At 66.6% G+C, this 22,779-nt stretch carries 19 protein-coding genes and 1 tRNA gene; 10 read left to right on the top strand and 10 right to left on the bottom strand.

Translation table 11 applies throughout. The annotated features are described in order from the left end of the window. Positions 1-196: 196 nt before the first annotated feature. Positions 197-925, top strand: a complete 729-nt coding sequence (locus LGM89_RS15035) for a phosphonate utilization associated transcriptional regulator (RefSeq protein WP_226273316.1) — start codon at positions 197-199, stop codon at positions 923-925. Positions 926-1,043: 118 nt separating this feature from the next. On the opposite strand, the gene LGM89_RS15030 is transcribed toward LGM89_RS15035, so the two are convergent. From LGM89_RS15030 to LGM89_RS15010, 5 genes are all read right to left on the bottom strand, one after another. After that, positions 1,044-2,432: an FAD-dependent oxidoreductase gene (locus LGM89_RS15030; RefSeq protein WP_226207968.1), complete on the bottom strand. Its 1,389-nt coding sequence runs from the start codon at positions 2,430-2,432 to the stop codon at positions 1,044-1,046. A gap of 102 nt (positions 2,433-2,534) precedes the next feature. Then, positions 2,535-3,665: a 2-aminoethylphosphonate--pyruvate transaminase gene (locus LGM89_RS15025; RefSeq protein ID WP_226273315.1), complete on the bottom strand. Its 1,131-nt coding sequence runs from the start codon at positions 3,663-3,665 to the stop codon at positions 2,535-2,537. A 48-nt stretch (positions 3,666-3,713) separates the two neighbouring features. Further along, complete coding sequence (locus tag LGM89_RS15020) at positions 3,714-5,441, bottom strand: putative 2-aminoethylphosphonate ABC transporter permease subunit (RefSeq protein ID WP_226273314.1); 1,728 nt, start codon at positions 5,439-5,441, stop codon at positions 3,714-3,716. Further along, positions 5,438-6,529 (bottom strand): putative 2-aminoethylphosphonate ABC transporter ATP-binding protein, encoded by a 1,092-nt coding sequence (locus tag LGM89_RS15015; protein WP_060223952.1) that lies wholly within the window; start codon positions 6,527-6,529, stop codon positions 5,438-5,440. Before LGM89_RS15015 ends, LGM89_RS15020 begins: the two co-directional genes overlap by 4 nt. A 97-nt stretch (positions 6,530-6,626) precedes the next feature. Further along, a complete protein-coding gene (locus tag LGM89_RS15010) occupies positions 6,627-7,682 on the bottom strand; it encodes a putative 2-aminoethylphosphonate ABC transporter substrate-binding protein (RefSeq protein ID WP_089441287.1) in 1,056 nt (351 codons plus the stop codon). A gap of 208 nt (positions 7,683-7,890) precedes the next feature. Between LGM89_RS15010 and phnA the strand changes: the two genes are divergently transcribed. From phnA to LGM89_RS14985, 5 genes are all read left to right on the top strand, one after another. After that, positions 7,891-9,129, top strand: coding sequence for a phosphonoacetate hydrolase (gene phnA / locus LGM89_RS15005; RefSeq protein WP_089461845.1), 1,239 nt, complete (start codon positions 7,891-7,893; stop codon positions 9,127-9,129). 29 nt (positions 9,130-9,158) lie between these two features. Continuing rightward, positions 9,159-10,613, top strand: coding sequence for a phosphonoacetaldehyde dehydrogenase (gene phnY, locus LGM89_RS15000; RefSeq protein ID WP_226273313.1), 1,455 nt, complete (start codon positions 9,159-9,161; stop codon positions 10,611-10,613). A gap of 179 nt (positions 10,614-10,792) precedes the next feature. Continuing rightward, a complete protein-coding gene (locus LGM89_RS14995) occupies positions 10,793-11,575 on the top strand; it encodes an amino acid ABC transporter substrate-binding protein (RefSeq protein ID WP_043185191.1) in 783 nt (260 codons plus the stop codon). A gap of 14 nt (positions 11,576-11,589) precedes the next feature. Next, positions 11,590-12,270: an amino acid ABC transporter permease gene (locus LGM89_RS14990; protein WP_226273312.1), complete on the top strand. Its 681-nt coding sequence runs from the start codon at positions 11,590-11,592 to the stop codon at positions 12,268-12,270. Continuing rightward, positions 12,267-13,025 (top strand): amino acid ABC transporter ATP-binding protein, encoded by a 759-nt coding sequence (locus LGM89_RS14985; protein WP_089441285.1) that lies wholly within the window; start codon positions 12,267-12,269, stop codon positions 13,023-13,025. The genes LGM89_RS14990 and LGM89_RS14985 overlap by 4 nt, the downstream gene beginning before the upstream one ends. A gap of 30 nt (positions 13,026-13,055) precedes the next feature. Here LGM89_RS14985 and LGM89_RS14980 read toward each other — a convergent pair whose 3' ends face one another. Beyond that, on the bottom strand, positions 13,056-13,871 hold the full coding sequence (locus LGM89_RS14980) for an alpha/beta fold hydrolase (RefSeq protein WP_226273311.1): 816 nt from the start codon (positions 13,869-13,871) through the stop codon (positions 13,056-13,058). Between the two features lie 81 nt (positions 13,872-13,952). Between LGM89_RS14980 and LGM89_RS14975 the strand changes: the two genes are divergently transcribed. After that, a complete protein-coding gene (locus tag LGM89_RS14975) occupies positions 13,953-14,567 on the top strand; it encodes a CGNR zinc finger domain-containing protein (protein WP_226273310.1) in 615 nt (204 codons plus the stop codon). 54 nt (positions 14,568-14,621) lie between these two features. Here LGM89_RS14975 and LGM89_RS14970 read toward each other — a convergent pair whose 3' ends face one another. Beyond that, positions 14,622-15,671: a DUF3592 domain-containing protein gene (locus LGM89_RS14970; RefSeq protein ID WP_089495857.1), complete on the bottom strand. Its 1,050-nt coding sequence runs from the start codon at positions 15,669-15,671 to the stop codon at positions 14,622-14,624. A 187-nt stretch (positions 15,672-15,858) separates the two neighbouring features. Then, positions 15,859-15,934, bottom strand: a tRNA-Lys gene (locus LGM89_RS14965). A gap of 190 nt (positions 15,935-16,124) precedes the next feature. On the opposite strand from LGM89_RS14965, the gene LGM89_RS14960 reads away from it, so the two are divergent. Both LGM89_RS14960 and LGM89_RS14955 read left to right on the top strand, forming a co-directional pair. Beyond that, positions 16,125-16,529: a PaaI family thioesterase gene (locus LGM89_RS14960; RefSeq protein ID WP_059232891.1), complete on the top strand. Its 405-nt coding sequence runs from the start codon at positions 16,125-16,127 to the stop codon at positions 16,527-16,529. 8 nt (positions 16,530-16,537) lie between these two features. Next, positions 16,538-17,404, top strand: coding sequence for a patatin-like phospholipase family protein (locus LGM89_RS14955; RefSeq protein WP_089441282.1), 867 nt, complete (start codon positions 16,538-16,540; stop codon positions 17,402-17,404). A 49-nt stretch (positions 17,405-17,453) separates the two neighbouring features. On the opposite strand, the gene LGM89_RS14950 is transcribed toward LGM89_RS14955, so the two are convergent. Beyond that, positions 17,454-18,467 carry a D-2-hydroxyacid dehydrogenase family protein gene (locus LGM89_RS14950; RefSeq protein ID WP_089495855.1) on the bottom strand — a complete coding sequence of 338 codons (1,014 nt, stop codon included), beginning with the start codon at positions 18,465-18,467 and terminating at the stop codon, positions 17,454-17,456. Positions 18,468-18,893: 426 nt separating this feature from the next. Here LGM89_RS14950 and LGM89_RS14945 point away from each other — a divergent pair, with 426 nt between their 5' ends. After that, complete coding sequence (locus LGM89_RS14945) at positions 18,894-19,943, top strand: LysR family transcriptional regulator (protein WP_089426598.1); 1,050 nt, start codon at positions 18,894-18,896, stop codon at positions 19,941-19,943. A 113-nt stretch (positions 19,944-20,056) separates the two neighbouring features. Here the strand turns inward: LGM89_RS14945 and LGM89_RS14940 are convergent, their stop codons facing one another. Continuing rightward, positions 20,057-22,654: a DNA topoisomerase III gene (locus LGM89_RS14940; RefSeq protein WP_039353751.1), complete on the bottom strand. Its 2,598-nt coding sequence runs from the start codon at positions 22,652-22,654 to the stop codon at positions 20,057-20,059. Positions 22,655-22,779 lie beyond the last annotated feature (125 nt).

Raw genomic sequence — 22,779 nt, 5'->3', positions numbered from 1 at the left:
GCGTCGCGCGAGGCGGGCGAAGTCAGCCCGCCGCGCGAGCGCTGCCTGCCGGTCGCGCTTCGGAGGCATTCCGGCAGGCGGAATTGGTTTTTGGAAACTGAAGACTGTTGACAATGTGTCGGGCCGAGGGTATACAAGGATCATTCGCCGATATGGCGCCCTCGTTTTCTACCGCAGCCCTGCTGCCTGCCCGACCATGACAGCCCCGAACGCGCTCAGCGCCATCGAACTCCTGCAAAGCCAGTCGCTCGCGATGATCGTCCAGGACATGCTCGAGCGCGCGATCGTCTCCGGCGAATACGCGCCCGGCGAGAAGCTCAACGAAGTCGAGATCGCGACCAAGCTGAACGTGTCGCGCGGCCCCGTGCGCGAAGCGTTCCGCGCGCTCGAGCAGGCCGGCCTGCTGCGCAACGAGAAGAACCGCGGCGTGACGGTGCGCGTCGTGCCGCTGCGCGAGGCCGAGGAGATCTACGAAGTGCGCGCGATGCTCGACGAGTCGGTCGCGCGCGCGCTCGCGAAGCGCATCTCGCCCGACACGCTGAAGGTGCTGAAGGGCATCATCCAGTCGATGAAGGATGCCGCGAAGACGCACGACGTCACGCGCTATACCGAGCTGAACGTGCAGTTCCACGACGCGATGGTCGTCGGCGTCGGCAATACGCACCTCACCGATACCTACCGCCGGCTCGTGCGCCAGCTCGGCCTGCTGCGCCAGGCGGCGATCGAGGCCGAGGAGGATGCGATCGCCGTGTCCGCGGCCGAGCACGACAAGATCGTGCAGGCGCTCGCGAGCGGTGACGAGGAGCAGGCGGTGGCGCTCGTGCGCGAGCACGTGTCGCACGGCCTCGCGCGCATGCGCCGCACGCATGAGCAGGGCCTGCCCTCGACGGGCAAGTCGGCGCGGGAAAAGCCCGTGCGCGCGTAAGTGCGCGGCGGCGCTCGCGCGGGTTGCCGCGTACGGCACAATGAAAAAGGGACGCTTCGCAGCGTCCCTTTTTTCATTGCGGCTTCAGGTCATGCATGACCTGAAGGTCAACGCATCGTCACGCCTTGTCAGCCTTCCCGGCCGCGCTCGCGAATTTCGCGAGCCACGTATCGACGGCCGCCGGCGGCCGGCTCTCGTCCTCCGCGCGCTCCTTGCGGCGGATCGCATTGCGCACGACGTGCGCGCCGACATAGCGGATCGGCTCCGGCGGGAAATGACCCAGCGGGCCGCGCACGATCGGGCTGCGCGTCCATGCGTTGTCGAGGCCGAGCACGAGCGACGACAGGATCTGCCCGCCCATGTAGGTCGGCCCCACGCCGTTGCCCGAGTAGCCGAAGCCGTAGAACACGTTTGGCGCGTCGTCGAGGCGGCCGAAGAACGGGAAGCCGGTGACGGAGCGATCCGACGGCCCGTTCCAGCTCGCGGTGACCGGCACGCCCGCGAGCGACGGAAAGAACTCGCGCAGGCTTTGCGTGAGTTGCGCCTCGTACGGCGAGCGCCGGTCGAACACGGGCGCGATGCGGCTGCGCCACGAGAACGTGTTGCCGCCCTTGCCGAGCATCAGCCGCCCGTCGGCGGTGGTGCGGTAGTAGTAGACGAAGATCCGGGAATCGAGCACCGACACGCCGTCCGCGAGCCCGGTTTTCTCGAGCAGCTCGGGGCATTTCTCGGTGATGACCATGTCGCTCGACACGACCGCGATCGTGCGCTCGAACTGCGGAAATCGGCTGGCCATCCACGCGTTGATCGCGAACACGAGCTTGCCCGCGCGCACGCTGCCGGACGGCGTGCGCACGACGGCCGGCAGCCCGGGCGTGAAGTCGAGCATCGGCGTGCGCTCGTAGATCCGGATGCCCATCGCGAGCGCCACGCGGCGCAGCCCGCGCACGAGCTTGCCGGGATGCACGGTCGCGGCGATCGGCGAATAGACGCCGTCAAGGTTGCGGGCGGACCCCGAGCGGCGCGCGACTTCGGCGGGCGGCAGCGGTTCGTAGCTGTGGATGCCGCACGCGGCGAGCGCGTCGAGCACCGGCGCGAGCGTGCCGACCTGTGCACGCGACGTCGCGGTGTACAGCGTGCCGTCGAGCCGCAGCTCCGCATCGATGTCGTGCGCACGGCAGAAATCGGCGATGTGCTGCACGGCCGCTTCGGATGCCTTCACGAGCCGGATCGCCTCGGCTTCGCCGAACAGCCGCCGAAGCGTCAGGAATTTCGCGGACCACGTGAGCAGGCAGCCGCCGTTGCGACCGCTCGCGCCCGCGCCGCACAGATCGGCCTCGACGATCGCGATGTCGAGCGCGGGGTTCTGCTGCTTCGCCTGGATCGCGGTCCAGAGCCCGGTGAAGCCGCCGCCGACGATGCACACGTCGGCCTGCGTCGCACCTTGCAGCGCGGGGGCGAGATCGCCGTCGTTGAACAGCGCTTGTTCGATCCAGAAGGGTCGCATGGGAAGGTTCGTCGAAAAGGGGGCGTGCCGCGCACGGCCCGAAAAAATGACGGCCGCCGCATGCGAACGTGCATGCGGCGGGTTACATCACGTCACGTCACGTCACGCTGCCGCTTCCGCCGACACGCGACGCACGCCCATGGCCCGCAGCGTGTCGGCGATCGCGGCGACGGCGCCCGGAATGCCGGCTTCGCCGAAGTGGCCGATGCAGCCGACCCGGAACGTCTCGACCTCGGTCAGCTTGCCCGGATACAGGATGTAGCCGCGCTGCTTGACCTCCTGATAGAACCGCTTGAAGTCGTAGTTCGGATCGTCCGGTGCATGGAACGTGACGATGATCGGTGCCTGGATCGCCGGATCGAGGAACGGCCGGAAGCCGAGCGCGAGCATCCCGTCGATCAATGCCCGATAGTTGCGCTGGTAGCGGCCGCCGCGTGCCGCGAGCCCGCCTTCGTCGACGTATTGCGCGACGGCGGCGTCGAGTGCCGCGACCACGTGCGTCGGCGGCGTGAAGCGCCACTGAGTCGTGCGCTGCATGTAGACCCACTGGTCGTACAGGTCCATCGCGAGCGAGTGGCTGTTGCCTTCGCAGCGTTCGAGCGCGCTGCGCTTCGCGATCACGAAGCCGAGCCCCGGCACGCCTTCGAGGCATTTGCCGGATGCCGCGACCACCGCGTCGAACGGCGTCGTGCGCGCGTCGATGTCGATCGCGCCGAACGAGCTCATCGCATCGACGATCAGCGCGCGGCCGTGCTTCGCGACGACCTGCGCGATGTCGTGCAGCGGGTTCAGCACGCCGGCGCCCGTTTCGCAGTGCACGAGCGCGACGTGCGTGATGGTCGGATCGGCGGCGAGCGCGCGCTCGACGTCGGCCGGATCGACGCGGCGATCCTCGCTGTAGTCGATCGTCGTCAGCTGGCGGCCGAGCACGCGGCAGATCTTCGCGATGCGCTGGCAGTACGCGCCGTTGTTCGGCACGAGCACGTGGCCGTCGCGCGGCACGAGCGTGCCGAGGGCCGCTTCGACCGAGAACGTGCCGCTGCCTTGCAGCGGCACGCATTCGTGCGTGCCTTCGCCGTGCACGATCTGCAGCAGGCGCTCGCGCAAGCGCGCGGTGATCGCGTTGAAGTCGCTGTCCCATGATCCCCAGTCGCGCAGCATCGCGTCGCGCGTGGTGTCGGAGGTCGTCAGGGGGCCAGGGGTGAGCAGGATGGGCTGGGCGGCGAGCGTCATGGTGTCTCCTTGATGAAGTCGGGACGTCACGTGAATACGGTCAAAGAATCAACGGCGATGCGGATTGCGCCACGCCTGCGTACGGCGCAACAGTCGATGCGAGATGCACGCGAACAGCACGCACGCGAACGACGAGGTCGCGAGCACGAGCGTGGCCATCGCGGCGGCCGGGCCCATCTGGCCCGCGTCGTCGAGGTTCAGGATCGCGACCGATGCGGGCTGCGTGTCGGGCGAGTAGAGGAACGCGACGGCCGAGACCGTCGTCATCCCGTTGACGAACAGGTAGCGTGCGATCAGCAGGATCGCGGGCAGGCACACGGGTACGGTCACGCGCACGAAGGTCTTGTAGAACGGCACCTTCAGCGACGCGGACACGGCCTCGAACTCGCTGTCGATCTGCCGGAGCGCGGTGACGGCGGTCAGGTGGCTCGATGCGTAGTAGTGCACCACCGTGACGATCGCGAGCAGCCACAGCGACCCGTACAGCCCGTTCAGCGGATTGCCGGGCGCGTTGAACAGGAAGATGTAGCTGATGCCGAGCACGAGCCCCGGCACGCCCATCGGCAGGATCGCGCACAGCGCGATGAAGCCGCGCAGCCAGCGCGCGCCGCGCGTCTTCTCGATCAGGTAGGCGCCGCCGAACACGACGATCGTGCCGCCGAGTGCCACAGTCGCGGCCATCCGCAGGCTGTTCTTGTACGCGTCGAAGATGCCCGCGCCGATCAGCCCCATCTCGTAGTGCTGCAGCCCGAGCGTCATCTGGTACGGCCAGAACTTCACGAACGACGCGAACACCGAGATGCCGACCACCGCGATGAAGAACGCGCACACGATGCCGCAGTATGCGAGCATCGCGGCGTCGAAGCCGCGCGACGGCTTCGGCTGGTACGGCGTCGAGCGCGCGCCGAGCTGCGACTGCTGGCGGCGACGGATGAAGAAGTCGACGCCGAACGCGACGAGCGCCGGGCACAGCAGCATCAGGCTCACGACCGCGCTGCGGTTGAAATCCTGCAGGCCGATGATCAGCTTGTAGATGTCGGTCGACAGTACGTTGTACGAACCGCCGATCACGACCGGCACGCCGAAGTCGTTGATGCACATCGTGAACGCCACCATCGTCGCGCTGATCAAGCCGTACTTCGCACCCGGCAGCGTGATCGTGAAGAACTTGCGGATGCGGCTCGTGCCCATCGCGTCGGCGGCCTCGTAGAGCCGGCCGTCGGCCAGCGACAGCGCGGTGACGAGGATCATCAGCACGTGCGGGAACGACGCATACACCATGCTCAGCACGATGCCCGGCAGCCCGTAGATCGAATGGCCGTGCAGCAGCGGCTTGAGCAGCCCCGCGTTGCCGAACCAGTAGATGAACGACACCGCGGACAACAGCGTCGGCGCGAGCAGCGGCAACAGCGCGATCGTGCGCGCCGCGTTCTTCAGCGGCATGCACGAGCGGGTCAGCGCATACGCGAACGTGAACGCCATCGGCACGACGATCGACGTGACGAGGGCGCCGACCGTCAGCGAATGCAGCATCGAGCGCAGCACGCCGCTGTCCTCGAGATACGCGACGAAGTTGTGCGCGCCGACGAAGCGTCCGTCCGCATCGACGAAGCATTTCTGCACGACGAGCGCGAGCGGCAGCAGCAGGAACATCGACATCAGCGCGGCCATCGCGACGAGCGCGAGCTGCGCGATGCGGTCGTGCCAGTGCGTGATCTGCCGCACGTCGGCGGGGGCGGAGGCGCTGCGGCGGCGCTCGGTCAGGACGGTGCTCATTGCAGTCGCTCCTTCGCGCTCGGGAACACGCGGACATGCTCGCGATCGAGCGCGAGGTCGATGCGCGCGCCGGCCTGCACGCCGGTGCGGTCGACGTCGTGATACGACAGATCGGCGACGATCTCCTGGCCGTCGAGCCCGTCGATCCGGAAGCTCACGCGGCAGAACGCGCCGAGGAATTCGAGCTTCTCGACGCGGCCGGCCAGCACGTTGTCGGCCGTCTCGCCCGGCACGCGGATGCGCAGGTCCTCGGGCCGCACGTAGACCGACACCGCCGCGCCTTGCGCCGGGCGTGCCGTGCCATGGCGACAGTCGAGGCCGACCGCGCCCGCGCGCAGCGTGCCGTCCTGCGCGACTTCGGCGGGAATCGTGTTGACGCGGCCGATGAAGTCCGCGACGAACGGCGACGCCGGCTGCCGGTAGATTTCGAGCGGCGTGCCGATCTGCTCGATCACGCCGTGGTTCATCACGACGATGCGGTCGGCCATCGACAGCGCTTCTTCCTGATCGTGCGTGACCATGATCGTCGTCACGCCGAGCCGCTGCTGCAGCGCGCGGATCTCCTGGCGCAGCCGCACGCGCACCCGCGCGTCGAGTGCCGACAGCGGTTCGTCGAGCAGCAGCAGGCCGGGGGAGGTGGCGAGCGCGCGTGCCAGCGCGATGCGCTGCTGCTGGCCGCCGGACAGCTGGCCCGGATGCTTGCGATGGCTGTCGGGCAGGCCGACCAGCGCGAGCAGCGTATGCACGCGCTCGTGGATCGCGTCGCGCTTCATCTTGCGGTTCACGAGCCCGTACGCGACGTTGTCGTACACGGTGAGGTTGGGGAACAGCGCGTACGACTGGAACACGATCCCGTAGTCGCGCAGTTGCGGCGGCAGCCGCGAGATGTCGCGGCCGTCCTGCATGATGTGGCCGGCGTTCTGCGTCTCGAGCCCGGCGATGATCCGCAGCAGCGTGGTCTTCCCGCAGCCGGACGGCCCCAGGAAGCAGATCATTTCGCCCTTCATCACGCTCAGGTTGATGTCGGTGAGAACCTGCGTGTCGTTGTACCGCTTCTCGATGCGTTCTACGCTCAGATAAGGTGCCATGCGCGCCTCCATGCTGGGGCGGCCCGGGGGCCGGATTCGACGATGGAAAGGGTGGCGCGGGGCGGCGCGCGGCGCGGCCCCGCGGCGGGTCGCGACATTACTGCTGCGCTTTCGCGCCGTAGCGCTTCTGCCATGTATCGAGAATCGACTGGCGGTTCTTCGCCGACCATACGAAGTCGTTCTTCACGAGCAGGTCCGAGTAGTTGTCGGGGATGCCGGCGAGCTTGCGCGCGACTCCCGGGTACGCGACGATCGCCCACCAGCGCGCGGTGATCTGGTTCGCCTCCTTGCTCGCCATGAAGTCGGCGAGCTTCTTCGCGGCGTCGGGCTGCTTCGTCGTCTTCATGATCGCGGTGCCTTCCATGTCCCAGCCGAGCCCTTCCTTCGGGAACACGAGATCGATCGGCGCGCCCTGCGACTGCAGTTCGTGGCCGCGGAACTCGAACGAGATGCCGATCGGGAATTCGCCGGTGCCGGCGAGCGTGCACGGCTTCGAGCCCGAGTGCACGTACTGCGCGACGTTCTTGTCGAGCGCGTCCATGAATTTCCAGCCTTTGTCGTCGCCGAAGGTCTGCAGCCAAGCGGTCACGTCGAGGTAGCCGGTGCCGGACGAAACCGGGCTCGGCATCACGATCGCGCCTTTATAGACGGGCTTCGTCAGGTCTTCCCACGACGTCGGCTTCGGAATCCCCTTCGCCTGCGCGGCGACGCGGTTGTAGCAGATCGTCGCGCCCCATACGTCCATGCCGACCCAGTGCGGCGGCGTGTTTGCGTCGCTGTACTTGCGCGTGAGCTGGTCGAAGTCCTTCGGCGTGTAGGGCATCAGCATGCCCTGCAGGTCGAGCAGCGTGAGGCTCGACGCGGCGAGGCCGAGCACGACGTCCGCGCGCGGGTTGTTCTTCTCCGCGAGCAGCTTCGCGGTGACCGAGCCGGTCGAGTCGCGCACCCAGCGGATCTCGATATCGGGGTTCGCTTTCTCGAACGCGTCCTTGTAGGGCTTCATCGCCTCGTCTTCCAGCGCGGTATAGACGAGCAGCGACGTCTTCGCGTGCGCCGCCTGCACCGCGCCGAGCGCGACCGCTGCGGCCAGCGCGAAGCGGGCCGCGCCCGCCGCCCATGCGTTCAAACGCTTGTTTACCGGCACTTCGTTCATCTTCAGACCCCTTGACTGTGGCGCCGCGGCACGCGGCGGATGAGTGGAGACCAGCCCTCTTGCTGCACCGTTGTTTTGCTTTCTGTTCTCTGCATGTTGTTGACAATCTACAAATCATCAATTTTAATGTCAAGCATGGAAAACACCTCCCTTCGGCGCGGCGCGGGCGCCGACGGCTCACCCCTTCGACCTGAAAGGAATGAACGTCATGAATGAAACGCCTGTATCCGTGGAAGTGAACGGCCGCCGCTACAACTGGATGAGCCGGCCCGTGGTGGTCGTGTGCGTCGATGGCTGCGCGTACGAATATCTGGAAGAAGCGGCCGAGGCCGGCGTCGCGCCGTTCCTGCGCACGCTGCTGAAGCCGGGCACGGCGCTCAAGGGCGAATGCGTGGTGCCGAGCTTCACGAACCCGAACAACCTGTCGATCGTGACAGGCGTGCCGCCGGCGGTGCATGGGATAAGCGGCAACTACTTCTACGATCGCGACACCGGCGCCGAAGTGTTGATGAACGATCCGAAGTACCTGGTCGCACCGACCGTGCTCGCGACCTTCGCGGAGCAAGGGGCGAAAGTCGCGGTCGTCACCGCGAAGGACAAGCTGCGCCGCCTGCTCGGCAAGGGGCTGAAGGGCATCTGCTTCTCGTCGGAAAAGGCCGATGAGGCGAGCATCGAGGAAAACGGCATCGACAACGTGCTCGAGCTGGTCGGCAAGCCGGTGCCGAGCGTGTACAGCGCGGACCTTTCGGAATTCGTGTTCGCGGCCGGCGTGCGCCTGCTCGAGACGCGCCCGATCGACCTGATGTACCTGTCGACCACCGACTACGTGCAGCACAAGTGCGCGCCCGGCACGGAAGGCGCGAATGCGTTCTACGCGATGATGGACACCTACCTGCAGCGCCTCGACGCGCTCGGCGCGATCGTCGCGATCACGGCCGACCACGGGATGAACGCGAAGCACGACGATGAAACCGGCGAGCCGAACGTGATCTACCTGCAGGAGCTGTTCGACGAGTGGCTCGGCGAGGACGCGGCGCGCGTGATCCTGCCGATCACCGATCCGTACGTCGTGCACCACGGCGCGCTCGGCTCGTTCGCGACCGTCTACGTGCCGGCGTCGGCCGATACCGAAGCGCTGCGCGCACGGCTCGCCGCGGTCGACGGCATCGAGGTCGTGCTGACGGGCGCCGAGGGCTGCGCGCGCTTCGAGCTGCCGCCGGCGCGGATGGGCGACCTGATCGTGATCTCGAAGCAGGATGTCGTGCTCGGCACGCGCCGCATCAAGCACGACCTGTCGGGCCTCGACGTGCCGCTGCGCTCGCACGGCGGGATCTCCGAGCAGATCGTGCCGCTGATCTTCAGCAAGCCGGTCGCCGGCGACGTCTCGGGCCGCGCGCGGCTGCGCAACTTCGACATCATCGACATCGCGCTCAACCATCTGCAGTGATGCGCACGCATCCGTAAGGGGACACACTCATGAACGCCATTGCAGCATCGACGGACGTCCGCGAGATTCGTCGCGAAGCACTGCGAATCGACGGCGAGCGGATTCATCGGGACGCGGTAATCGAAGTGCGCAACCCGTACGACGGCGCGCTGGTCGGCACCGTGCCGAAGGCGACGCTGGACGACGTGCGGCGCGCGTTTGCCGCCGCACGTGCCTACCGGCCGACGCTCACGCGCCACGATCGCGCGGCGATCCTGCGCCGCGCGGCCGACATCGTGCGCTCGCGCACTGCCGAGATCGCGGCGCTGATCACGGCCGAGGCCGGCTTGTGCATCAAGGATTCGACGTACGAAGCCGGCCGCGTGGCCGACGTGCTGACGTTCGGCGCCGGTGAAGTGCTGAAGGACGACGGGCAGATCTTCTCGTGCGACCTGACTCCGCACGGCAAGAAACGCCGCGTATACACGCAGCGTGACCCGCTGCTCGGCGTGATTTCCGCGATCACGCCGTTCAATCACCCGATGAACCAGGTCGCGCACAAGATCGTGCCGTCGGTGGCGACCAACAACCGGATCGTGGTGAAGCCGTCGGAGAAGGTGCCGCTGTCGTGCTACCTGTTCGCGGACATCCTGTACGAAGCCGGGTTACCGCCGCAAATGCTGCAAGTGCTCACCGGTGATCCGAAGGAGATTGCCGACGAGCTGATCACGAACCCGGCGATCGATCTCATCACGTTCACGGGCGGTGTGTCGATCGGCAAGTCGATCGCGTCGCGGATGGGCTACCGACGTGCGGTGCTCGAACTCGGCGGCAACGATCCGATCATCGTGATGGAAGACGCCGATCTCGATGAAGCGAGCACGCTCGCGGTGTCGGGCTCGTATAAAAACTCGGGCCAGCGCTGCACGGCGATCAAGCGGATGCTCGTGCACGAGGCGGTGGCCGATCGCTTCACGGAACTGGTGGTCGAGAAAACGCGTGCGTGGTCGTACGGCAATCCGTCCGATCCGTCGGTCGACATGGGCACGGTGATCGACGAGGCCGCCGCGAAGTTCTGCGAGCAGCAGGTGAACGATGCGATCGCGCGCGGTGCGCGGCTGCTGGTCGGCAACGTGCGGAGCGGCGCGCTGTATTCGCCGACGGTGATCGATCGCGTGACGCCCGACATGCCGCTCGTGAAATACGAAACCTTCGGCCCCGTGTCGCCGATCATGCGTTTCCGCGACATCGACGACGCGATCCGGATGTCGAACAGCACCGACTATGCGCTGTCGTCGTCGGTCTGCACGAACCGCTTCGACCACATCACGCGCTTCATCACCGAGCTGGAAGTCGGCAGCGTGAACGTGCGCGAGGTGCCGGGCTACCGGCTCGAACTGACGCCGTTCGGCGGCGTGAAGGATTCGGGGCTCGGTTACAAGGAAGGCGTGCAGGAAGCGATGAAGAGCTTCACGAATACGAAGACGTATTCGCTGCCGTGGTAAGTGACGCGTAAGCCGCGCGCACCGGTTTCGCGGCCGGTGCGCGCGTTATTCTATCGGCTCATATCGATAGCCGATTTGCGTTTTTGCCGCGCATCGACGCGTCGGTAGAATTCGCGGACCTCTCGAACGGCATGCGTGTGCCGCGGGATCATTCCCTCCAATCATTCGGGGTCCGCACCATGAAATTCCTTCGCTCCATCCTGGTCGTCGCCATGCTGCAGGCCGTTTCGGTCACGAGCGCACTGGCTGCCGACGACCTGTCGCAGATCAAGTCGTCCGGCGTGTTCCGGGTCGGTACCGAAGGCACGTACGCGCCGTTCACGTACCACGACGAAACCGGCAAGCTGACGGGCTTCGACGTCGACATCGCGACCGCGATCGCGCAGCGCCTCGGCGTGAAGCCGCAGTTCGTCGAAGGCAAGTGGGACGGGCTGATCGCCGGCCTCGACGTGAACCGCTACGACGCGGTCGTCAACGAAGTGTCGATCACCGACGCGCGCAAGGCGAAATACGATTTCTCGACGCCGTACATCACATCGCGCGCGGTGCTGATCGTGCGCGCCGACAACACGACGATCCGCTCGTTCGACGACCTCAAGGGCAAGAAATCCGCGAACACGCTGACCAGCAATTTCGGCAAGCTCGCGGCCGCGCACGGCGCGGACGTCGTGCCCGTGCAGGGCTTCAACGAATCGATCGACCTGCTGAGCTCGGGGCGCGTCGATGCGACGATCAACGATTCGCTGTCGTACCTCGATTTCCGCAAGCACAAGCCGGACGCGAAACTGAAGATCGCGGCGACCGACACGGGCGGCGCGAGCGACGCGTCGGGCGTGCTGCTGCGCAAGGGCAGCCCCGCGCTGGTGGCCGCGATCGACAAGGCGCTCGCGGACATCAAGGCCGACGGCACCTACGCGAAGATCTCGCAGAAGTATTTCGGCCGCGACGTGTCGCAACCGTGACGCGAGGCTGAACGATGCCGGCCTGGCTTCACCTGATGGCGGAATCGCTGCGGCCCCTGCTCGTCGCGGGGCTCGTGTTTACGGTACCGCTCACGCTCGCGTCGTTCGCGATCGGCCTGTTGCTCGCCTTCGGCGCGGCGCTCACGCGGCTGTTCGGGCCGCGCTGGGCGCAGGCCGCCATGCGTTTCTACATCTGGCTGTTTCGCGGTTCGCCGCTGCTCGTGCAGCTGTTCGTGATCTTCTACGGTTTGCCGAGCGTCGGCATCGTGCTCGATCCGCTGACGGCCGCGGTGATCGGCTTCTCGCTGAACGTCGGCGCGTACAACGCCGAGGTGATCCGCGGCGTGATCGAATCGATTCCGAAGGGGCAGTGGGAAGCCGCGTACTCGATGGCGATGACGCGCCCGCAGGCGCTGCGCCGCGCGATCCTGCCGCAGGCCGCGCGCGTTGCGCTGCCGGCGCTGTCGAATTCATTCATTTCGCTCGTGAAGGACACGTCGCTCGCGGCCGTGCTGACCGTGCCGGAAATCTTCCAGGCCGCGCAGCGGATCGCGGCCGTGACCTACGAGCCGATGATTCTCTATACGGAAGCCGCGCTGGTCTATCTGCTGCTCAGCTCGGTGCTGTCCACGCTGCAGCGTCGCCTCGAAATCCGCTTCGGCCGTCATGCGCTGTTCCAGGCGGAACTGCGATGATCAGGCTCGAACGCATCGACAAGTCGTTCGGCACGCATCGTGTGCTGCAGGGAATCGACCTCGCATTGCAGCCCGGCAGCGTGACGGCGCTGATCGGGCCGTCCGGCAGCGGCAAGAGCACGCTGCTGCGTTGCGTGAACCTGCTCGAGGTGCCCGAGGCGGGCACGCTGACGGTCGGCGACGCCCGCATCGACTTTTCGCCGGCGCAGCGGCCGGCGCGCGACGCCGTGTTCGCGGTGCGCCGCCAGACCGGCATGGTGTTCCAGAACTTCCAGCTGTTTCCGCACCTGAGTGTCGTGCAGAACGTGATGGAAGGGCTCGTCACCGTGCAGCGCTGGCCGCGCGAGCGAGCCCGCGAACGCGCGCTCGCGCTGCTCGAGAAGGTCGGCATCGCGGACAAGGCCGACGCGTGGCCCGGCACGCTGTCGGGCGGCCAGCAGCAACGCGTCGCGATCGCGCGTGCGCTCGCACCGTCGCCGCAGGTGCTGTTGTGCGACGAGCCGACGTCGGCGCTCGATCCGGAACTGTCCGTCGAAGTGGTCGAGGTGCTGCGCCAGCTCGCACGGGAAGGCACGACGATGCTGATGGCGACGCACGACCTGCGCCTGGCCGCGTCGATTGCACACGACGCGGTGTTTCTCGCGGAAGGCCGTATCGTCGAAGCCGGTGCGTCGCGCGACCTGTTCGGCGACCCGCGCGATCCGCGCACCGCGAAGTTCATCTCGACGCTCGCGCAGGGCGTGCCGGTGTTCTGACGCGGCATGCGACATGCGCGACAGCGGGCGTCAATCTTGCCCGGATGCGTCGAGCACCGCCGCGACGATCGCCTCCGGCGCATCTTCCTGCACCAGGTGGCCCGCGCGCGGCACCCTGATCAGCCGGCCGTTCGCGATGCGATCGGCGAGCGCCTGCCCCTGTTCGAGCGGAATCCACGCGTCGTCCTCGCCCCACACGATACGCACCGGAAAGTCCGGCGGCGCGTAACGCGCCTCGGCTTCCTCGATGTAGCGCTGGCGCATCTGCGTGATCTGGCGATAGAACGCGGCCTGACCGTCGGGCGTGAGCCACGGTGCGCGGTAGATCGACAGCGCGTCGTCGCTCAGCGGCCGCGCGACGGCATTGCCGAGATACGCCGACACGAGCGCGTGATGCGCATACGCAGGCAGTCCGGTGAATGCGGCTTCGTGCTGCGCGACATGACGCACGAACGGCGAACCCTGCGGTGCGATTGCGACCGGATTCACGAGCGTGAGCTCCGCGTAGGCGACGCCGTCGAGGAAGTGCGCGCGCAGCACGGTTGCGCCGCCGTAGTCGTGAGCAAGTACGCGGGGGCGTGAGATGTTCCACTCGTCGAGCAGCGCGCCGAACAGCCGGTTCTGGCGGCCGAGCGACACGTCCGCGTCCGGCATGTCGGACTGACCGTAACCGAGCAGGTCGTAGAAGAACACGCGATGACGCCGCGCGAGCCACGGTGCGATCCGGCGCCACACCTGCGACGAAAACGGCGTGCCGTGCACGAGCACGAGCGGCGGGCCTTCGCCGATCGTTCCCCAGGCAATCCGGTGGCCTTCGAAAATGAAGCGATTGGCGAGTTCGAGCATCGGCATCTCCGTGCTAACCTGTTTTGGTTATTAACAGGTTACTCCGGATTGCCTGGGTGTGAAACCGATAGGTGAAAATAAATGGTTACTCGACACGAGCCCGCGCGGGCCGCGCACGCATGGGGTTCAGGCGATTTCGTCGGCGGCCATCCGGCGCTCGATTTCCTCAACACGGTGGCCGATACGGGCAAGACGCGCGACGCGGACAAGCTCGTCGACTGGCCGGCCGTGCATGCGTGGGCGGAGCGATCGGGGCTGCTGGCGCCGGCCGATCTGGCGCGGCTGCTGCGTCATGCGCGGCAGGACGACGCGGACGCGCTGGCGGCGCTGCATCGCTTTCGCGAGGATGCCTACACGGCGATCTCGCACCTGACGGCCGGAGGCGGCGGCACGGCCGGCGCGCGCGCGGCGGACCGGCTCGCCGTCGCGATTCGCGAGGCGATCGGGCGCAGCGCGTTCGAGGCGGTCGACGGCCGGTTCGCGTGGCGGCCGGACGCGCGCGCCGCGTCGCGCTGGGTCGACGCGGCTGCACTCGGCTTCGAGCAACTGCTGCGCAGCGACGATTTCGCGCGGGTGAGGCAGTGCGGCCGGTGCACGTGGTTCTTCGTCGATCGCGGCCGTGGCGTCGGGCGCCGCTGGTGCGACATGCGCACGTGCGGGAACCGCGCGAAGGTGGAGGCGTTCAGGGAGCGGTGACGCGCGCGCCGTACCGGTTGTCGTGGCAGGCGATGCGCGGCCGGCGCGCGAGCGTCATGGGGCGACTTCGTGCGACCGATGGTCCGGCCACAGCGTCGCGGCGACGAACAGCCCGGCCGCGAGGAACGGCGCCCCGATTGCGAGCAGGATGGCTGTGAGGCCCCAGCGATCCCAGAAGCGGTCGACGACCGCGCGCTCGGGGGTGACGGGGTCGTACAGCACGTTGACCGCTTCGCCTTCCTGCAGGCCCGGATGCGACGCCGCCGCGCCCTGGGCGAACGTGATCTGGCGTCCGCTGTCGGTCGTGAAGGCGACGATCGCCGAATACAGCGACGTGCGCGAGCGGGCTGACCGTGCATTTTTTGCGATCTCGACGACGTGGCCGGTCGAGCGCGCGTAGTGGTGGGCGATCTGCCACTGACGCAGGCCGGCCGCACCGGCACCCGCAATGAAGCCCGTGCCGATCGTGATCGGAATCAGCACGATCGCGATATCCCAGCGGCGTCGCGCCTGCTTGCGCTCGGCGCGGGTGGGCGGCGCATCGGATTGCATGCGGTGGCGCTTGCCGGCGATCAGCAGGGCGCCGATCGCGAACGACGCGACGGCGAGCAGCGCCGCCACCGCCGCCGGAAACCAGCGTTGCGCGAAATCGTCGATCAGCGCGGGGCGCTCGGGATGGACGGGATCGAGCAGGACGTCGACGTTCTCGCCGATGTCGTAGGCGGGGATGGTCGACGCGGTATTGCCGGCGACCTCGCGGCGCTGGCCGTCGTTCGCGAGATACGCGACGATCGGCCGGTACGCGCGCATCGCGTCGCTGTCCTGCACGATACGGACGACCGTGCCCGGCGTGCGCACGAGGTGGCCGGTCGCCTGGCCGGCCGTGACGGCGATTACGCCTGCCAGTACGAGCAGTACGACGCCGAGCGCCAGCGCGACGAGCGCGTCCTTACCCGGCATGGCCGGATCCGGTTCGTGCGTCGCACTGCGGATGCCGGTGTGATCTTGGGAACGGCGTGTCCCGACGGACTCGCCGATATCGGCGCAACCAGGCCCTCTGAATGGTCGCGTCTCGGTTACATGCTTCCATGTCTGACGTCCCATGTTCTCTCAGTGCCGGCGGGCAAACGGCAGTGCCTGCGCCGGTCGTGTGATATTTGTCGGACGATTCTAGCGGAAACGATGCGGAGCGGGCGTGTGGTGGCGTACTGCGACAGGGCGCGCGCTGCGCGTGCGACGGCGGAAAAGGAAAAAGCCCGGTTAGCTTTCGCTAACCGGGCTTCGGAATTCCTGGTGGGGCGTGAGTGACTCGAACACTCGACCTACGGATTAAGAGTCCGCTGCTCTACCAACTGAGCTAACGCCCCCAACAGAAGAAAGATTATGCATGGGTATTTGAGGTCTTGCAAGCCCTTTCTGCAAATTTCCTGAAAATATTTCGTCACCGCTACGGCAGGTGCCGGCCCGAGCACGAGCGATCGCAGTTTCCGCGCTCCCGGTATGATGACGCCACACGTGTTGCGCGGCGGTCGCGCAACGCTTTCTGGGCTTTCGAAGATGGACGAAAACGCAGTCCGCGAATTGCTGGATCGCCTGCTGGCCCCCTGGGTCCGCTCGCTCGGTCTGGTCCCCGTGTCGATCGGCGACGACAGCGTTACGCTGCGCCTGCCGTTTTCCGGCGAATTCCGCCATTCGGGCGGCATCATCTGCGGCCAGGTGTTCACGGCGGCCGCCGACACCGCGATGGTGGTCGCGATCTCGGTCGCGCTCGGCGAGTTCCGGCCGATGACCACCGTATCGCTGAACACGAACTTCATGCGGCCCGTGCGCAAGGGCGACGTGCTCGTCACCGCGCGCGTGCTGCGGATGGGCCGCAATCTCGTATTCGGCGAAGTCGAGCTGTTCGACGAGGACGGCAAGATGGCCGTTCACGCGACGTCGACCTACGCGCTCGTCAGCTGAGCGGCGCGATGTTCGACCAGATCGTCTTTGCGGGCGGCGGCAATCGCTGCTGGTGGCAGGCTGGCTTCTGGGACGTCGCCCAGCCGGCCCTCGGCCTGCGCCCGCGCGTGATCACCGGCATCTCGGCCGGCGCGGCGACCGCGTGCATGCTGTATACGCGCGACGCCGCCTGGGTGATGCGCTATTACGAAGAGGCGCTGCGCCACAACCGGAAGAACGCGTACTGGGGCAACCTGTTCGGGCGCGAGCCCGTGTTTCCGCATTACCGGATTTACCGTCAGGCGCTGCTCGACATCTACGGCGAGCCGTTCGCGAAGCTGGCCGCGGCGCCGGAGATCCGCATCGGCGTGTCGCACGTGCCGCGCTGGCTCGGCGCGCGCAGCGCGGTGGCCGCCGGCCTCGTCGCGTACAACATCGAGAAGTACGTGCGCAAGACGCTGCATCCGACGCTCGGGCGCTCGCTCGGCTTTCGGCCGGAATTCGTGCGCGCGCAGGCCTGCACGCGCGTCGACGATCTCGCCGACCTGATCCTGCAGTCGTCCTGCACGCCACCGTTCACGCCGGTGCTGCGCCGCGGCGGCCGGCCCGTGCTCGACGGCGGGATGGTCGACAACGTGCCGGTCGACGCGCTCGACCCGACGCCCGGCGACGTGCTGGTGCTCGTCACGCGGCTGTACCCGCGCCCGCAGATGTTCACGGTCGCGCACGGCGAGCAGCGGCGGCTGTACGTGCAGCCGTCGAGCAAGGTACCGATTTCGAGTTGGGATTACACGAGCCCGTCGCAGATGCGGCATGCGTACGATCTCGGGCGGCGCGACGGCGAGCATTTCCTCACGCGCGTCGGCGCGATGACGGGCGGCCGCGTGGCCGCCTGAAGACGGGAAGCAGGAAGCGGAGCCGCGCGGCAGGCGCGGCCCGCAGCGCTCAGCGCACGCGGCGCGGCGTCAGGGCTTCCGGGTTGACGACGCTCGACATGTCGCCCTGGTCGAACGCCAGGATGTTCCGGAATGCCGCGCTGAAGTAGAGCTCGTAGCTTTCGCGCTCGACGTAGCCGATGTGCGGCGTGCAGATCACGTTTTCCATCCGCAGCAGGCTGTAGCCCTGCAGGATCGGCTCGCTCTCGAACACGTCGATCGCGACCATTCCCGGACGGTTGTGCGACAGCGCGTTGACCAATGCATTTTCCTCGAGCAGTTCGGCGCGGCTCGTGTTGACGAGCAGCGACGTCGGCTTCATCCGCATCAGGTCTTCCTGCTTCACGATCCCGCGCGTGTCGTCATGCATGCGCAGGTGCAGCGACAGCACGTCGCTCTGCTCGAACAGCGCTTCGCGGCTTTCGGCGGCCGTATAGCCGTCGGCGCGTGCGGCCTCGAGCGAATGCTCGCGGCCCCAGATCAGCACGTTCATCCCGAACGCCTTGCCGTAGCCGGCGACGAGCCGGCCGATCTTGCCGTAGCCCCAGATGCCGAGCGTCTGGCCGCGCAGCACCTGGCCGAGGCCGAAGTTCGGCGGCATTGCCGACGTCTTCAGGCCCGACTGTTGCCACGCGCCTTGCTTCAGGTTCGCGACGTATTGCGGAATGCGGCGCTGGGCGGCCATCACGAGCGCCCAGGTCAGTTCGGCGGGGGCAATCGGCGAGCCCGTGCCTTCGAGCACGGCGATGCCGCGGTCGGTACACGCGTCGAGATCGATGTGGCTCGAAATGCGGCCGGTCTGGCTGATCATGCGCAGGTTCGGCAGCTTGGCGAGCAGTTGCGACGAAATTGGGGTCCGTTCGCGAATCAGCACGAGCGCCTCGACTTCCGCCAGACGGCTGGCGAGTTGTCCCAATCCGCGCACCGTATTGTTGAAGACCTTCACGTCGTGGTCGGCAAGCATCTCGAAGCAGTTCAGCTTGCGGACGGCGTCCTGGTAGTCGTCGAGGATGGCAATTTTCATGGTGAGCGGGTGTCGCGCGTTGAAAGCGGCGGTGGCGGCGGCGCACGTCGCGCACCCGTCCCGCCCGGCCGGGGCCGACATGATGCTACGTCGGCCGCCTTCATGGTGTCTTTTTAACAGGTTGTTACGCTCCGCCGCAATTGGCGGCGGCCTGACCCGGCGCCGCTTGCGCGACGGGTGGAAGGGTGCGCTGTTGTGTCGCATCAAATACGTCCTTCCTGATTCGGCCACATACTCGACGAGGTTCACCCAATTGTTGCTTCAATCAGAATAATTGGATCAACTATCCGCAGAGGGCGAGGATTTTTGACTATTTTTATCGTCAACCGGGGCCTTGTTGAGCAACTCTGCATCATTTCCGCTGTCGTAGGAGAATTACGCATTTGCTTCATCTTTTTGAAGTTGTAACAGCGGCAGGAGTCGTTTATGGATCATTTGCAGTCGATGCGCGTGTTCGTCAAGGTTGCAGATCTCGGCAGTTTTGCGCGGGCCGCGAGTGCAATGGATATCTCCAACGCGGTCGCGACGCGTCACGTCGCCGATCTGGAAGGCCGGCTCGGCACGCGTTTGCTGAACCGCACCACGCGCAGCCTTTCCCTGACGGAGTCGGGCCAGGTCTATCTGGAGCGTGCTCGCCAGATCCTCGATGAGCTCGAGGACGTCGAGCAGATGGTCGTTGCGCGCAATCACGAGCCGGTCGGAACGTTGCGCATCGTTGCGCCGGTCGTGTTCGGCCTGCACAACCTCGCGCCCGTGTTGCAGTCGTACACGGAGAATTTCCCGAAAGTGGTGCCGGATCTCACGCTGGTCGACCGGCAGGTCGATCTCGTCGAGGAAGGCTTCGATGTCGGCATCGTCGTCACGCGCCAGATGCGCAGCGCGAGCATCGTCACGCGGCGCCTGACCACCGGCTGCATGACCGTGTGCGCGACGCCGAGCTACCTGGAGAAGCACGGCGTGCCGACCCATCCGGAGCATCTCGCCGAGCACCCGAGCCTGAGCCTGCCGACCGAATACTGGGGTGACGAGCGTGTGTTCACGGGGCCGGACGGCGAAGTGCGCGTGCGCCCGACCAATGTGATCGTCGCGAACAACACCGCGATGCTGCGCCAGTTCGCGCTGCTCGGGATGGGGGTCGCGATTCTGCCGAGCTACCTGATCGGCGGCGATATCGCGCGCGGCGCGCTCGTGCGGCTGCTGCCGGATTTCCGGCTGCCGCAGGTCGAGATCAACATCGCTTACCCGAGCCGGCGCCATCTGCCCGCGAAGGTGCGCACGTTCATCGACCACCTCGTCGAGCATTTCAGCCACTCGACCGACGCGACGATGGGCGAGCAGTGGGCCGCGCAGAGTTCGGCGCTCGCGCCGATCGGTGTCGAGACACGTGCCGAGCAGCCGGAAGCGGCCGACCCGAACCTATCGCCGCGCCTGCCGCGTTCGCCGCGCACGCGCGTTGCGGCGCCGTCGCCGCTGTAACGGCGCGACGGCCGGGCGGCGGTTGCCCCCGGCGCAAAGAAAAACGCGGATCGAGCAATCGATCCGCGTTTTTTTATGGGTGCCTGGCCGGGGGAGCCCCGGCCGTCAGGCCGTCACGAGCCCGTCTTGCGCGCCGTCGTCTTGCGGGCGGCGGTCTTGCGAGCCGGTGCCGGTTTCTCTTCGGCGCCTTCCGTCACGGTTTCAGCATCCTTCGTCGCCGATTTTGCCGTCTTCTTCGCGGCAGCGGCCTTCGGCTCCTTCTTCTCGAACTCGAAGCCGATCTTGCCGTCCGGCTGCTTCACGAGGAAGGCCTTGAAGTTGCGGCCCGTGCGCGACGACTTGAAGTTCGGCAGCAGATCCGTGCGGCCGTCGGCCAGCAGCTTGCCCATCTGCTCACGCGTGATTTCCTGCTGCAGGATCACCTTGCCCGAGCGGAAATCGCAGGTCTTCGGGTTGGCCACCGAGTGCTCGCACACGTAGCTCATCCCGTGCTCGAACACGCGGCCCTTGCACTTCGGGCACGCGCCGACCGGCTCCTGTGCGGAAAAGTCGGGCGCTTCGCCTTCCTCGCCGCCGGTGTCCTGGCCGAAATCGAACTCGAGCTTGTAGTTCTTCGTCTCGTCGTCGAAGGACAGCTTGAGGATCGCCGAGAACGGGCGGCCCATCTTGCTGCGGAAGCCGGACAGCGGGCCGATCGTCTTCTCGCGCAGCAGCTCCTCGACTTCCGCGATCTCGAACTGCCGGCTGCCCGGGATCTTCGAGATCGAGAACTCGCACTTCGTGCACGCGAAGCGGCGGTAGTTTTCCTTCACCTGGCCGCCGCAGTTCGGGCACGGCGTCTCGAGCGTCGCGTAATCGCCGGGGATCGTGTCCGAATCGTATTCCTTCGCGCGCTTCACGATCTGCTGCGTCATGCGGGCGATTTCCTGCATGAACGCTTCGCGCCCGAGGTTGCCGCGCTCCATCTGCGACAGCTTGTATTCCCATTCGCCGGTGAGCTCGGGCGCGGTGAGTTCCTTCACGCCGAGCCCGCGCAGCAGCGTCATCAGCTGGAATGCCTTCGCGGTCGGGATCAGTTCGCGGCCTTCGCGCACGAGGTATTTCTCGCCGAGCAGGCCTTCGATGATCGCCGCGCGCGTGGCCGGCGTGCCGAGGCCCTTCGCGGCCATCGCCTCGCGCAGTTCGTCGTCCTCGACGAGCTTGCCCGCGCCTTCCATCGCGGACAGCAGCGTCGCTTCCGAGTAGCGTGCGGGCGGCTTCGTGACGAGCGCGACGGCGGCGATTTCGTCGGTCTTCACCTTCTCGTCCTTCTGCACCGGCACGAGGTTCGCATCCGCGCCTTCGGCGTCGCGGCCGTACACCTGCAGCCAGCCCGGTTCGACCAGCACCTTGCCTTCGGTCTTGAAGTGATGGCCGGCGACTTCGGTGATCCGCGTCGTGACGCGGAATTCGGCGGCCGGGAAGAACACGGCGAGGAAGCGCTTCACGACCATGTCGTACAGCTTCTGCTCCGGCTCGGACAGCGACTTCGGCGCCTGCAGCGTCGGGATGATTGCAAAGTGGTCGCTGATCTTCGAGTTGTCGAAGATCCGCTTGTTCGGCTTCACCCAGCCCTTGTCGAGCACCTGCTTCGCGTGCGGCAGGTAGTTGTTGCTCTCCTTGAGCATCTCGAGCGTGGACTGGACCGTCGACAGGTAGTCTTCCGGCAGCGCGCGCGCGTCGGTACGCGGGTAGGTCAGCACCTTGTGCTTTTCATACAGCGCCTGCGCGAGGCCGAGCGTGTTCTTCGCGGAGAAGCCGAAGCGGCTGTTCGCTTCACGCTGCAGGCTCGTCAGGTCGAACAGCAGCGGCGAGAGCTGCGTCGACGGCTTCGATTCCTCCGAGACCGTGCCGACCTGGTCGCGGCACGCAGCGACGATCGTTTCGGCAGCCGGCAGGCTCCACAGGCGGGAGTCGCGCTTTTCCGGATCGAATTCGTCGCGCTTGAATTTCGGGTCGTACCACTTGCCTTCGTAGAAGCCGCCCGCGCACGCGAATTCGGCCTTCACTTCCCAGTAGTCGCGCGGGACGAAGCGGCGGATTTTCTCTTCGCGTTCGACGACGATCGACAGCGTTGGCGTCTGAACGCGGCCCACTGTCGTCAGGAAGAAGCCGCCGCCCTTGCTGTTGAACGCGGTCATCGCGCGGGTGCCGTTGATCCCGACGAGCCAGTCGGCTTCCGAGCGGCAGCGTGCGGCGTCGGCGAGCGGCAGCATGTCCGCGTCGCTGCGCAGGTTCGCGAAGCCGTCGCGGATCGCCTGCGGGGTCATCGACTGCAGCCACAGGCGCTGGACCGGCTGTTTCGCCTTCGCGTGCTGCGCGATCAGGCGGAAAATCAGCTCGCCCTCGCGCCCCGCGTCACATGCGTTGATCAGGCGGTCGACGTCCTTGCGCTTCAACAGCTTGGTGAGCACCTTGAGGCGCGACTCGCTTTTTGCGATCGGGTTCAGGTCGAAATGCGGGGGGATGACGGGCAGATGCGCGAAGCTCCATTTCCCGCGCTTGACCTCGTACTCTTCCGGGGCGGCGATTTCCAGCAGGTGGCCGACAGCGGACGAAAGGACGAAATCGTCGCTTTCGTAATACTCGTCATGCTTGGTAAAGCCGCCCAAAGCGCGTGCGATGTCGTTCGCGACAGAAGGCTTTTCCGCAATGATCAGTGCTTTGGACATGACAGGTGTGTGTTGGTAGACCGGGTTCGCCGGTTGTGGGTCCCTTTTACGACCGCTTTATAGCACACGCCGCAGCAATGGCGGCTCGGCGTGCAAAAAGCGGCCCATCATAGAGGGGGGCCGCA

Source organism: Burkholderia sp. AU31624 (assembly GCF_020420065.1).
Classification (GTDB): domain Bacteria; phylum Pseudomonadota; class Gammaproteobacteria; order Burkholderiales; family Burkholderiaceae; genus Burkholderia.
This window is presented reverse-complemented; position numbering and strand designations above follow the sequence as displayed.